Origin of the sequence: Bacillus cereus group sp. N6 (genome assembly GCF_016483705.1) — a bacterium.
GTDB lineage: Bacteria > Bacillota > Bacilli > Bacillales > Bacillaceae_G > Bacillus_A > Bacillus_A wiedmannii.
Map to the genome: position 1 here is coordinate 1 of NZ_JAEHBI010000049.1, position 12,854 is coordinate 12,854.

Consider the following 12,854-nt stretch of genomic DNA (forward strand, 5'->3'; position numbering starts at 1 on the left):
AGTATTTTTTTTCATGTTTTCAAATCGGAAACATGTATTTGGCCTGCTTTTTTGTCTGAAAAAGCTGAGTAGTTACAGATAAAGTAAAGGATGTATCAGTTCATACAGAACATATCGTTTTACAAAAGTAAACGTGTTTGGAGGGGGAAACGGTGAAGGGAACTAAAAAGGAAATACATATAGACGACAAAGTCATTCGTTACACACATATCGAAAAAGGTTCTAATACAATCTGTTTTATGTTTTCAGGTTCCGGTTACAATTATGATAAACCATTATTCTATTATGCAACGATGCTTATGCTTGAAAATAAAATAGATGTAGTACATATTCATTATTCTTATAACGAACAAGTAATGAATAAACTGATGGAAGAAGTAACAAAAATAATGATGGACGATATTAATCCTGTAATGAAGGAAGTATTAAAAGGTGAGCAATACAATCATACGATATTTTTAGGAAAGTCACTCGGAACCATTCCGATTGCAAATGATTTAATGAAGAGAGAAGATTTTTTACAGTCAAAAATGATACTACTTACACCTTTACTAACTTTTGATTCCATTTTTGAGTCGATTTTACATAGTCGTCACGAAGGGCTATTAGTAATTGGAGATAAAGATCACCAATATAATGCAGATCAAATCGATCAGTTACATAAGACGAATTTACAAATTGAAGTTGTCAAAAATGCAAATCATTCTGTAAATGTTGGAGAATATGAAACCGAGAATTCAATCGAAGCAATAGCAAAAATAATAGAAAAGCTTAAAGAAGTTGTTAGGACAAACTAACTTATCAATACATGCAAAAAGAGGTGCAATTTGCACCTCTTTTTTACTTAATAAGCCTTAAGCACATGAAGCAAATAATCCTTACGATTCAGCGGATTATAATCAACACGTTTTCGAGTAGGGAAGGGAGCCTTCAGTTCTTTGTAACCAGATGGCTTCGTTGTAAAAATGCCTTCTCCTTCAGTGAATGAATGAAGCATTCGCTTAAAATTCTCTGTTTTCGCAACAGGTAATGAACCTGTTAACTCGTAAGAATCATTATTGAATATAGGATCTGCAAAAGCTGCTGGAATGGCAGCTAATTTATACATTGCGGTACTAATTGCACGTTCTGGTACAGTTAATTCAAATGCGTTTACTGGTTCAAATACACATGTTTCAGCTTGCTTTAAAGCATCCATTAAAACGAGTGGTGTTAAATTTCTAAAGTCACTCGCTGTTGTAACAGGGCTTGCATAACCAGTATGTGTTAACGTGACGATAATGTCCGTAACTTCCCATCCGTACAAACCTTGTTTTAACGTTTGAAATACTGTATCTTCAATTGCTTTATGAAATGCTAAAGGCAGCGATCCAAGTTCAACGCCTAACTTATATATTATGCCAGAATTCAGCTCACCACGTTCGATTTTAAAGCCAATTGTTGCGTAAAATGGATTCGTTTTTTCACCCATTACTTCAACGCTATTACCTACGCCAATTGGCTTCTCAATACATACAACCCGCGTATTTGAGAAAGTCACCTGCAAATTATATTTCTCAAAAAGTGTTGTTTCAATTACTTCTTTTTGTACTTCCCCGAAAAGGCGAATATATAGTTCATTATGAATATCATCTTTCCACACTTTAATGAGCGGATCTTCTTCACATAGATCCATAAGTGCAGCGTATAGATCATGAATTCGTTCTTTTGGTACTGCTTCAATAGCAGCTTCCATTTGTGGTTCGGCAAAGTGAATGTCTTTTATATAATTCGTCCGTTCACCGATAATATCACCAATTTTAATATCATTCAGTCCCCACACTTTGCAAAATTCTCCGCTAGGAACGATAGAAGATTGAACAACATTCCCCTTATGAAATAGGCATATTTTCTTAATCTTTTCTTTATGCCCCAGAACGTCCCCGCGCTGTATATCAACATATTTTCTTACGTGTAAACGACCAGAAAAAACTCTTACATAAGCAATCTTTTCTCCAGAAGGTTCACGTTCAATTTTAAACACAACACCGGATAATGTTTCGTTTTCTACCGACTTATTAGCTGGAAATAAGGTTGAAATATTTTCGAGCAGTTCAGTTACACCTATACCTGTCATGGCTGAACCGAAAAAGATTGGGTACACATTTGCTTGCTGTATTTGCTTTTCGAGTTCTTTTCTTAATAGTGCATCCGGTATTATTTCGTTATTTACATATGACTCAAGCAATGATTCGTTAAATGGTGCTAATCGTTCCATACAATCTTCATAGGATTTATATTCAATAATCCGTACTTCCTTTGTACCTTCGTTTTCTACAAAGTAGAAGGGGCATGCTTCATTTGAAAGAAGCTCTTTTATTTGTTTCACAACTTTTTCAGTATTTGCGCCACTACGGTCTATTTTATTAACAAATAATATAGTAGGTATGTTTAATTTCTGTAATATCCACATTAAAATCTTTGTTTGTGCTTGCACACCTTCAACGGCAGAGATAACTAAAATCGCACCGTCTAAAACGCGGAATGATCGCTCCACTTCAGCGATAAAATCAGCGTGTCCAGGTGTGTCAATGACATTTACTTTTACATCATCAATAAAGAAAGATACGACAGATGCTTTAATCGTAATTCCGCGTTGTCTCTCTAATTCCATTGAGTCAGTTTGCGTATTACCACTATCTACTCGGCCAATTTCTTTAATCACATTCGTTTCATAAAGAATACGCTCAGTCAAACTCGTCTTGCCAGCGTCTACGTGCGCGACAATCCCTATATTTATTGTTGTCATTTGTGAATATCCTCATTTCATTTTCCATTTTTAATTCCTCATTTCTATTTGTGTATTGCCGCATTACAATCACTCTCCAGTCATTTGAATTATTACTATTATAATGTAATTTACATTTTTTGTAATGCTACAAAGCGCCTAAATTTGGAAAAATATAAATGAAAACAAAATGCTTGCATTTTAAATCGATATAGATTATATTAATTGACATATCAACTATTGATGTATCAAATATTTTTAAATTGGATATAAAGGAGGGGTAATTTGACAAGTTCATGCTCAAAAGAAGCAATTATTTTATATAAATTACACTTTCTAAATAAAGACGTAAGTTCGAAATTTGAAGGGTGTACGGGTATGAGTCAATCTAGACTAGAACTTATACTTCAGTTATATGAAGTAGGTGAAATTAGCCAAAAAGCACTTCAGCAAGAAGTGAATATTGATAATGCAGCGATTACGAGGCATTTAAAACAGTTGGAAGCAAACGGAATGATTACAAGGCGTAAAAATCCAAATGATAACAGAATTACGTTAGTTTCTCTAACTGAAGAGGGACGAAATAAAATTCAAGTGTATCAGGAGGAAAAAGAACGTTTTGCAGCATCTGCATTTAAAGGATTAAGTGAGGAAGAGCGCGATAATCTTTTAAATATGTTAAATCACATTCAAGAAAACATAAAAGAACTATAAAAAGGGAGAATACAACTATGACTAACTCAGTAAAAACAAATGATTTTAACGAAATTTTAACAGGACGCCGTTCAATTCGTAAATACGACACATCAGTGAAAATTAGCAAAGAAGAAATGACAGAAATTCTTACAGAAGCAACACTTGCACCATCTTCTGTAAACATGCAACCATGGAGATTTTTAGTAATTGAAAGTGACGAAGCGAAAGCAACACTTGCACCACTAGCGAAATTTAATCAATCTCAAGTAGAAACATCTTCAGCGATGATTGCTGTATTTGGTGATTTAAACAACTTTGATAACGCAGAAGAAATTTACGGTACAGCAGTAGAGCGTGGTTTAATGCCAGCAGAAGTAAAAGAAGATCAAATGAAAAAACTTTCTGGTTACTTCTCAATGGTTACACCAGAAGTAATGAAAGATACAGTACTAATTGACGGTGGTCTTGTAGCAATGCAATTTATGCTAGCAGCTCGTGCTCACGGTTATGACACTTGCCCAATTGGCGGATTTGAAAAAGACCAAATCGCAGAAGCTTTCGGATTAGATAAAGAACGTCACGTACCAGTTATGTTAATTTCAATCGGAAAAGCTGCTGATAGTGGTTACCAATCAGTACGTCTTCCAGTTGAAAAAGTTGCTGAGTGGAAGTAATTTTATAAATACAGAAATAAGTGAGATATGAGAGGGGAAACACCATGATTATTATTCACGCAATATTTCAAGTAGATCCAGCAAAACAACAATCATTTTTAGAAGGAATTCGTCCGCTGATTCATAGTTCAAGAGAAGAAAGTGGAAATATATCTTATGACTTATATAAAGATACAGAAAATGAAAATGTATATACGATGGTAGAAGTATGGAAAGATGAAAAGGCAGTTGCGAGTCATAATACGAGTGAACACTTTACATCTTTCGTTAGTAAAGCAGCACAGTTTTTAACTGCTCCACTTAATATAAAAGCTTATAATGGAGATTTAGTAAAATAATTTGGTGAAAAAGATACCCTAAGCGATTGCTATGGGTATCTTTTTTTATCTTTTTCGGCAAGAAGACTCCATCTGATTTGTGTTACGGGTGAAGCCCAACAATTCAGGTGGAGATGAATTGTTGTCAGAAGGTAGGCTGAACTCTTTTGTTTCTTTCATAATAATTTTTTGCAGGCGAGTATTTGTTTCTTTTTGTCTTACGGTACAATCTGTCCTTAGATAAGGAGGGAATAGATCGTAAGGCAACGAAATTGGATAATAATAATCATTTTGTTACTTGAGCCAATAGGAATTGCGATGAAGACCATATTCACATTTTGTTCCGTTTCGTTCCAAATAGTAATTTGTCAAAAAAATAATTTTAATGAACTCTCTAAGAAAGGTGGTGAAAACAATGGCTAGAAAGAAAGCAGTGAAAGTATTACGTAAACAAAAGAAAAGAGAAAATATACAACGATTCACTCAAAAACAGAATATCGGACGAGCGTGCCTCACGGCAAAAGAATTTCGTTTACTTCAGCGCATGTCACATAGTTCAAAAGCATTGCGAAATGTTGGATTGTACACCATAAAACAAAGTTACTTGAACCATAATAAAATAGCTACTGTAAAAGAAGTGGATACTGCCATGCAAGCCGATTTGAATTACTCGGGCATTCAATCAAACTCTGTTCAAGCGATTCGTAGAGCCTTATTTACAGAAGTGAAAAGCTTTTTTAAAGCATGGGAACAGTGGAAGAAAAAACCAGAAACCTTCACAGGTCGTCCTAAGTTTCCGAATTATTCTGGTTCAACTGACAAACGAATTATTGAAATCTATCAAGTTCCAAAAGTGGATGATAATGGGTATTGGATGATTCCGATGAATGTTGCATTCAGAAAAAAATTCGGTTCCATTCAAATACGTATGCCTAAAAACTTAAGAAATAAAAAAATCTCCTATATTGAGATTGTACCGAAGCAAAAAGGTCGGTTCTTTGAGGTGCATTACACATATGAAATGCACGTTTCTCAAATGAAGAAACCATCCACGACTACTAGTAACGCTTTGAGTTGCGATTTAGGTGTAGATAGATTAGTAAGTTGCGTAACAAATACAGGTGATACATTTTTAATTGATGGAAAGAAACTAAAATCCATTAACCAGTACTTCAACAAAATAATACGTAATCTACAACTGAAAAATGTAGAAAATGGACTTTCTAAACGAGTTGTAACGAACAAAATGGCTGCACTTTGGCATAAACGGGAACGACAAATAAATGGTTACATTTCACAAACGGTAGGCTTGTTGTTCAAAAAAGTGAAAGCATTTGGCATAGATACGGTTGTCGTAGGGTATAACGCTGGTTGGAAACAAAAATCTGATATGGGGAAAAAGAATAATCAAAAGTTTGTTCAAATCCCATTTCATAAACTGATTGCGGCAATTGAGAATAAATGTATAAAAGAAGGTATACGATTTTTAAAACAAGAAGAGAGCTATACTTCAAAAGCTAGTTTTCTTGATAAAGATCCGGTTCCAGCTTGGTCTAAGGATGATAGGACGCATTATCGCTTTAGTGGTAAACGAATCACGCGCGGTCTGTACCAAAGTAAATTAGGGAAATATATTCACGCTGATATTAATGGTGCATTGAATACATTGAAAAAATCAAAAGTTGTAGAATTGGATGACAACCTCAAAGTGAAAACGCCGATTCTATTAGAAGTACAAAAACGTAAGGCTGTTGCTTCGCGCATAGCTTAGTGGGTGCGTCAACCATCCATGTGTACTCGACTTGTCGGGGCTTGTAGTACACGCCAGATTGATCTGAGTGGTGGCTTCTTCCATAAGGAAGAACTGCTCTTTTTCGAAAGGGTGGTGCAAGTGGGAAAACAATCGTTCGTTGCCAGTACCAACCAAAAACATACTTGGGGTGTTACCATAAGGTGGCATGAATGCTAGAGCGTCAACTGTCTAGCGATAGACGAAAAGACCTAGCGTTCTAACTCAAGCCCCCACTGAAACGTTTCATCTCAGTGGGTGTAGTTGACTTGTAACGACCATAATATTATTAGTTTTTGTAGTATTTGTTAATCGTAAAAATCATAATATCCTTGGAAGATATAGAATACTTATACTGCTTAATCTATTTCTTACGTTAGCACCAGTGCTGTGGCCATTACTATTTACTATTATCGGAAATGGCATGAACGCTAGTGCAGGATGGTAAAAGTGAATGAACTAAAAAGTTGATATAGGGTTTTAAGTATGTAAGAGAACGTGTTTTCATAAATTGAAAACACGTTCTTTTTTATTTTCATACATTGCTTTTTCCATTGGGTCATTAAATTTTGAACGTAAGTATTTCGTAAGGAATGGATAAGAAAAAAGAGAGGTTTATCATATAGGATGAAAGTATAGCTTGAATCAATACGATATGAATAGAGGAGAGAAAGCCTTATGAAAAAAAGTTATTCAATTAAGTTAGCGAGTTTGGCAGTTTTATTAGCGGGTACTACTTTATTCACACCAGGTTTTACTGTGAAAGCAGAATCTACTCAAAATATTTCTAATTCGTCAGAAGCACATGATCAAAAGAATCTGAATGGTTGGAAACGAGTCATGCAGGAAACAATCCAAATTGGAGCGCCAGGGGTATTAGCTAAGACGTATAATAACGGAAAAATTAGTAGTTATAATGCTGGCCTCGCGGATTTAAGTACAAAGAAATCGATGAAATCGGACTATCGCTTTCGGATTGGTAGTGTGACGAAAACTTTTACTGCTACGACTGTTCTTCAATTAGTAGGAGAAAATCGCGTGCAACTTGACGATTCTATTGAAATGTGGCTACCTGGCCTCATTCAAGGAAATGGATATGATGGCAATCAAATTACGATACGTCAACTTTTGAACCATACGAGTGGTATAGCTGAATATTTAAAGTCAAAAGAAGCTGACATTATGAATTCGAAAAAAACGTATACAGCAGAAGAAATAGTGAAAATAGGACTTGCTCTACCTCCAGATTTTTCGCCAGGTAAAGGTTGGTCGTATTCAAACACAGGATACGTAATACTAGGAATGCTTATTGAAAAAATAACTGGTAATAGTTATGCGGAAGAAATTGAAAAACGAATTATTGAACCTTTGGACTTGGCAAATACGTTTTTACCAGGTAATTCACCAGTCATCCCAGGAAAGAATCATGCTCGAGGGTATATGAAAATTGACGAAACAAGTGAATTGAAAGACATGACGTATTATAATCCGAGTTTAGCTAATTCAGCGGGAGATATGATTTCAGATGCAGACGATTTAAATAAGTTCTTTTCATCTTTGCTCGGTGGTAAGTTATTGAAAGAACGCGAGCTAAAAGAAATGCTTACTACAGTTCCAATAGAAGGAAAAGATCTTGGTGATGGATATGGCCTTGGGATATATGAGACGAAACTTCCAAACGGTGTTTCAGTTTGGGGTCACGGAGGAGCAATTCCTGGGTATATGACTTTTGCTGGTGGAGTAATTGGAGGCAAGCATACATTTGCTGTCAATGTTAACTCTTTAGGTCCGGTTGATATTCTTACACAGTTTAATAAAATGATGCAAATTGAATTTAAGAAATAATAGATGAAAAGAGTTCTACTATAGAGGTATATAAGGACTTGTATGCGATTTAATTATTATTAAAATATAGTCTTAAAAAACCCCGAATCATGAGCAATTTACTTCCCATGATTCGGGGTTTTTACGTGCTGTTACAAGAAAAGTAATGATGTATTTAAATTTTTTTATTTTACTATAAATCTATTATATTTATTTGATATTTCTTATTTATAGTGACTTTTACATTTTTAAAATATTGGAACATACAAAGGTAAGTAGTTCTAGATTTTGGAGTTAATAATAAGTAAATTCTGATTTTTGTTGAAAAATATTCGAATGTATTTCCTTAATTTACATAATAATGTACTTTTATCGTATGAATTAATATCTTAAAGCGTATTAATGTTGACGCATTTCCGAAGGATAAAACAAAACATTTTTGGAAGATGAAAAATAGAACACATATACAAGTCCTTTTTCAAAAGAAACAATATGTATGAATTAATAACAAATAGAATTAAGTATACAAAAATAGATAATTATGATTTGTGTCTAAATGATTGACTATTATGAAATTAATGATTAATATAGGTTTTATATTTTAATTCCATTTTTATTACAAATATGTATTTTATTGCAATTTAAATTGTGTTTTAAACTATAATTGAATATATTGTGAAAAAGAATAGGGAGCGGGAACAGCAATAGAAAAGGCTATATTTTCAAATTGTGTAATGAAATCAAAGAGAGGATAAATATGTATAAACAAGTAGTAGAACTGTTAGAAGAAGCGGCTATATCGTATAAACAATATACACATGAACCAATATTAGATTATGAAACAGATAGAAAAATTAGAGAAAGGTTTAAATTAGAAGGTGTACCCAGTAAAAGTTTATTTTTAAAAGATAAATCAAATAACTATTACATATTTGTAACTGTTGAAGGAGAAAAATTAGATTCAAAACTTATGAAAGAGTTGGTTGGAAAAAGGATTTCTATTTGTTCAGCCGAGGAGTTAATAGAAAAAACTTCTTGTGTTCCAGGATGCGTATCTCCATTTGGCTATTCAGATGAAATCACACTTATTATAGATCGAAAAATTTATAACTATAATAAATTTTTATTATCTCCCGGTATACCTGAGATAACAATTGAAATACCTACAAAAAGTATAAATGAAATTTTAAATATTGTTGAGAATAATATTTTACTATATGAGAAAAAATCATAAATATATTAGGGGGGCTTTTAGTAATGCCAACTACAAAAATGTATTTATACGATCAAAAGAGAATAATTGAAGAACAAAATAAAGGGATTTTAGATGAGTGGAAAACTGTATCTTTCAATAATTTTCACGATAGCATTTTAGATCAATCTAAACCATTTCCGTGTTATTTTGCAGTGGATTCTGAGAAACATGGTTGGTCTAGATATATATTTTCCGAATCGGCTTATGATGAAAATGAATTGTTCAAACTAAGAGATGGGATTTATGAATATATTAAAACATATCAACAAATTGCAAAGAGAACTACTTTAGTAATATTTTTTAAACCATCTAATAAACAATTACTGGCTGAAGAATACAAAAAACAATTTTGGAATGTATTACAATTTTTAATGAGAAATGATCCGGAGCCATGGAATGCAGAAATACCAATAGATCCTTATAACGCTAAATGGGAATTTTGTTTTGGTGGTGAACCTATATTTGTCGTTTGTAGGGCTCCAATATATTCTGAGAGAAAAAGTAGATATACAGGAACCGGCCTTGAAATTACGTTACAACCTCGAGGTACTTTGGATGATATTACAGGTGATACAAAACAAGGGAAACAAGTGTGGAAAGTGATTAGAAAACGTTTGTTAGCATATGATGATATTCCAATGCATCCAGATATAGGGGATTACGGAATAAAAGAAACCTTTGAATGGAAACAATATATGTTACCAGAAACAAATGAAGAAAGTGTAATGAGATGTCCTATTACGGGGTTGAAGAAAAATGATTAGCATGATATTCAGTTATATATTATTAGGGATTTCATTGTCTGCACCAGTCGGTCCGATTAATGTTGCTCAAATAAATAAAGGAATAAAAAATGGTTTTTTGAGTGCATGGTTAGTGGGAGTCGGGGCAATGTCAGCAGATGTTGTAATGATGTTTTTAATTTACTTTGGTATTTCGACTTATTTAACAACTCCAGTTGCTCAACTTTGCATTTGGATTTTTGGTTTTGTAACGATGATTTATTTGGGTTATGAAAGTATGAAAGAAGCTACTAAACAAGTTCAATATATTTCATCAGGTGAAAAAGAACATCCTTTAAAATCTTTTCTATCGGGGTTTGCTATCGCAATTTCTAATCCATTAAATATTATTTTTTGGATAGGGATATATGGATTAGTTCTAACTAGTGCCATGAATACTATTGGAAAAGAACAAGCTTTATGGTATAATGCAGCCATTTTTGCTGGGATTATGCTTTGGGATATATTTATGGCTACATCTATTCATTTTGGTAGAAGATTTATTAATCATACAGTAATGAAATGGATTTCTATAGTAGCAGGCATTGTTTTAATTCTGTTTGGAATATATTTTGGCTACGAGGCAGTAAAAGGAACTGCTCAACTATTGTGAACTTTTTGATGATTAGAGAGAATAGTGATTTATTAGAAATTTATTCATCGCGAATCTTTTGGTTTTTGAATTTGTTAATCGATGGGTATAGGTTAATTCCTTATAGTAAAAGACTTATAGAATCATTCTATAAGTCTTTTTATTGCGGTATAGCAAAATATATAGGTACATTCTCTTCTCACAAGGAGAAATAAAATTCTTAACAAGAGCGATAAAATAAATATATAAGCAGTAAAGCAAATTTCAATCAAAGTAGCTTGTTTGCATTTCAAAAATCTAGGATATTTTTAATTGCTATGAATGACTTTCACACCTTTTGCCGGCACCCCTGCAACGACGGTGTTTGCAGGTACATCTTTTGTAATAACTGAACCTGCAGCAACAATTGAATTGTTCCCAATTGAAACACCAGGAAGTATTGTTGCGCTAGAACCAATCCATACATTTTCACCAATTGTAACAGGGGAAGCGTATGTTGTATTTCTTGTTTCTAAAGTTAGCCCGTGATTAAGTGTGGCAAATGTAACATTCATACCGATCATACAATTGTCTCCTATATGAATTCCGCCTCTATCTTGAAAAGAACATCCAGTGTTAAAAAATACGTTTTTTCCAATTGTAATATTTTTACCGAAGTCTGTATGAAACGGTGGAAAACACATAAAAGATGGATCAATGTTGTTACCTGTTAATTCACTAAATATCGCTACAATCTCTTCTTTAGAATGATAAGATGTATTTAATTTCATTGTTATCTTCTGGGCTTCATAGCTACATTGAACTAGTAGATCATGTAATTCTTTATCCTCGCCTGAAATAGGCTTGCCGGCCTTACAAAAATTTATAAAATCTTTCATATCCATTGTTATACTCCCCTCTAAAACGCTAATCTTTTCAATACAATCATAAAATGATACGATTCCAATATCAAATACCTATATTAAATACATTCATATGCTTATTAGCTATATGTAAAAGGAGACTATCGTGGAAATTCGAGTGTTACGCTATTTTATTGCTGTAGCAAATGAAGAAAGTATTTCAGCAGCTGCAAAACAATTACATTTGTCACAGCCAACATTATCAAGGCAACTGAAAGATTTAGAAATGGAATTAGGAACAAATTTATTTATAAGAGGAAATAGGAAAATCTCATTAACAGAAGAGGGGAAATACTTATTTAAAAAGGCGAAGGAGATTGTTGATTTAGCAGATAAAACGGAAGCGAACTTAAAAGATTCAAAAGAAATGATAAGCGGGGAAGTTTACATTGGTGCCGGTGAAACTGAAGCGATGCATCTTATTGCGAAAACATTAAAAGTATTAATAAAAGACTATCCAAATATTCGATTTCATTTGTACAGCGGAAATGCTGATGACATTAAGAGTAAATTAGATAGTGGATTATTAGATTTTGGTGTCGTTATAGAGCCAACTGATAAACAAAAATATGAATATGCACAATGGCCAGCTAAAGACACTTGGGGTGTATTAATGTGTAAAGATAGTCCTTTATCGGATAAACAAGTTATTAGCCCAGTGGATCTAATAGATAAACCATTATTCATTTCACGACAATCTACTGTTAGTAATGAATTAACAGGATGGTTTGGACAAAGTATAGATAATTTAAACATCGTCGCAACCTATAATTTGCTTTATAATGCAGCACTTATGGTTGAAGAAGGTATTGGATATGCATTATGTATAGATAAGATAATTAACACGTCAGGAAATAGTAAACTTTGCTTTAAACCATTACAACCTAAATTAGAAGCGAACTTAAATATTATTTGGAAAAAGAATCAAGTTTTTTCAAATGCAGCCCATGCCTTTATAAATCAGCTCCGAAATAGTATGAACTAATCATAATTTGAAATGCAAAGTAAAAAACGTGCCATCGTATTAAGGTGACACGTTTTTTACTTTACGAAATAGTCGTTATTCTTTCGAAGATTTCAGTAAAACAACTGCACAGAAATGTTTATGTTCAAAAGGAGAAGTAGTGAACAATAAAAACGATATTTATTCTGAAAATTGTTATTTTATGATTATTAAATATAATAGGGGTACGTATTTAGTGGGCTTGTATGAAAAATAGTTTATTTAATTAATTATTTTTCATCTTAACTAATAT

Annotated in this window: 12 protein-coding genes and 1 pseudogene; 11 read left to right on the plus strand and 2 right to left on the minus strand. The window is 33.1% G+C overall.

Annotation, left to right across the window (positions count from 1 at the left end):
- Window positions 1-152 precede the first annotated feature (152 nt).
- Window positions 153-797 (plus strand): alpha/beta family hydrolase, encoded by a 645-nt coding sequence (locus JDS99_RS24900; RefSeq protein ID WP_199695877.1) that lies wholly within the window; start codon window positions 153-155, stop codon window positions 795-797.
- A gap of 47 nt (window positions 798-844) precedes the next feature.
- Here JDS99_RS24900 and JDS99_RS24905 read toward each other — a convergent pair whose 3' ends face one another.
- Window positions 845-2,788, minus strand: a complete 1,944-nt coding sequence (locus JDS99_RS24905) for an elongation factor G (RefSeq protein WP_199695878.1) — start codon at window positions 2,786-2,788, stop codon at window positions 845-847.
- Window positions 2,789-3,052: 264 nt separating this feature from the next.
- Here JDS99_RS24905 and JDS99_RS24910 point away from each other — a divergent pair, with 264 nt between their 5' ends.
- The 9 genes and pseudogenes from JDS99_RS24910 to JDS99_RS24950 all read left to right on the plus strand — a co-directional run bounded on the left by JDS99_RS24910 (window position 3,053) and on the right by JDS99_RS24950 (window position 10,717).
- Complete coding sequence (locus tag JDS99_RS24910) at window positions 3,053-3,481, plus strand: MarR family winged helix-turn-helix transcriptional regulator (RefSeq protein ID WP_088609193.1); 429 nt, start codon at window positions 3,053-3,055, stop codon at window positions 3,479-3,481.
- A 17-nt stretch (window positions 3,482-3,498) separates the two neighbouring features.
- The gene (locus tag JDS99_RS24915) at window positions 3,499-4,137 is read left to right on the plus strand and encodes a nitroreductase family protein (RefSeq protein ID WP_064057546.1); all 639 of its coding nucleotides are present in this window, start codon (window positions 3,499-3,501) and stop codon (window positions 4,135-4,137) included.
- 44 nt (window positions 4,138-4,181) lie between these two features.
- Complete coding sequence (locus tag JDS99_RS24920) at window positions 4,182-4,475, plus strand: putative quinol monooxygenase (protein ID WP_199695880.1); 294 nt, start codon at window positions 4,182-4,184, stop codon at window positions 4,473-4,475.
- A gap of 394 nt (window positions 4,476-4,869) precedes the next feature.
- Complete coding sequence (locus JDS99_RS24925) at window positions 4,870-6,225, plus strand: RNA-guided endonuclease TnpB family protein (RefSeq protein WP_199695881.1); 1,356 nt, start codon at window positions 4,870-4,872, stop codon at window positions 6,223-6,225.
- A 289-nt stretch (window positions 6,226-6,514) separates the two neighbouring features.
- Window positions 6,515-6,691, plus strand: a pseudogene (locus tag JDS99_RS24930) (DUF3902 family protein); the annotation flags it as partial.
- Between the two features lie 230 nt (window positions 6,692-6,921).
- On the plus strand, window positions 6,922-8,088 hold the full coding sequence (locus tag JDS99_RS24935; RefSeq protein ID WP_199695883.1) for a serine hydrolase domain-containing protein: 1,167 nt from the start codon (window positions 6,922-6,924) through the stop codon (window positions 8,086-8,088).
- 736 nt (window positions 8,089-8,824) lie between these two features.
- Window positions 8,825-9,301, plus strand: a complete 477-nt coding sequence (locus tag JDS99_RS24940) for a YbaK/EbsC family protein (protein ID WP_087984608.1) — start codon at window positions 8,825-8,827, stop codon at window positions 9,299-9,301.
- 23 nt (window positions 9,302-9,324) lie between these two features.
- The gene (locus tag JDS99_RS24945; protein ID WP_199695885.1) at window positions 9,325-10,086 is read left to right on the plus strand and encodes a YqcI/YcgG family protein; all 762 of its coding nucleotides are present in this window, start codon (window positions 9,325-9,327) and stop codon (window positions 10,084-10,086) included.
- A complete protein-coding gene (locus JDS99_RS24950; protein WP_199695886.1) occupies window positions 10,079-10,717 on the plus strand; it encodes a LysE family translocator in 639 nt (212 codons plus the stop codon). Before JDS99_RS24945 ends, JDS99_RS24950 begins: the two co-directional genes overlap by 8 nt.
- A gap of 287 nt (window positions 10,718-11,004) precedes the next feature.
- Here the strand turns inward: JDS99_RS24950 and JDS99_RS24955 are convergent, their stop codons facing one another.
- Window positions 11,005-11,580, minus strand: coding sequence for a sugar O-acetyltransferase (locus JDS99_RS24955; protein ID WP_199695888.1), 576 nt, complete (start codon window positions 11,578-11,580; stop codon window positions 11,005-11,007).
- A gap of 124 nt (window positions 11,581-11,704) precedes the next feature.
- Here JDS99_RS24955 and JDS99_RS24960 point away from each other — a divergent pair, with 124 nt between their 5' ends.
- Window positions 11,705-12,583, plus strand: a complete 879-nt coding sequence (locus JDS99_RS24960) for a LysR substrate-binding domain-containing protein (RefSeq protein WP_199695890.1) — start codon at window positions 11,705-11,707, stop codon at window positions 12,581-12,583.
- Window positions 12,584-12,854 lie beyond the last annotated feature (271 nt).

What these genes read in the sequence shown, in the direction of transcription:
- JDS99_RS24905 (WP_199695878.1), bottom strand. Translation starts at nt 2,788, where the DNA reads ATGACAACAATAAATATAGGGATTGTCGCGCACGTAGACGCTGGCAAG.
- JDS99_RS24915 (WP_064057546.1), top strand. Translation starts at nt 3,499, where the DNA reads ATGACTAACTCAGTAAAAACAAATGATTTTAACGAAATTTTAACAGGA.
- JDS99_RS24920 (WP_199695880.1), top strand. Translation starts at nt 4,182, where the DNA reads ATGATTATTATTCACGCAATATTTCAAGTAGATCCAGCAAAACAACAA.
- JDS99_RS24925 (WP_199695881.1), top strand. Translation starts at nt 4,870, where the DNA reads ATGGCTAGAAAGAAAGCAGTGAAAGTATTACGTAAACAAAAGAAAAGA.
- JDS99_RS24935 (WP_199695883.1), top strand. Translation starts at nt 6,922, where the DNA reads ATGAAAAAAAGTTATTCAATTAAGTTAGCGAGTTTGGCAGTTTTATTA.
- JDS99_RS24940 (WP_087984608.1), top strand. Translation starts at nt 8,825, where the DNA reads ATGTATAAACAAGTAGTAGAACTGTTAGAAGAAGCGGCTATATCGTAT.
- JDS99_RS24945 (WP_199695885.1), top strand. Translation starts at nt 9,325, where the DNA reads ATGCCAACTACAAAAATGTATTTATACGATCAAAAGAGAATAATTGAA.
- JDS99_RS24950 (WP_199695886.1), top strand. Translation starts at nt 10,079, where the DNA reads ATGATTAGCATGATATTCAGTTATATATTATTAGGGATTTCATTGTCT.
- JDS99_RS24955 (WP_199695888.1), bottom strand. Translation starts at nt 11,580, where the DNA reads ATGGATATGAAAGATTTTATAAATTTTTGTAAGGCCGGCAAGCCTATT.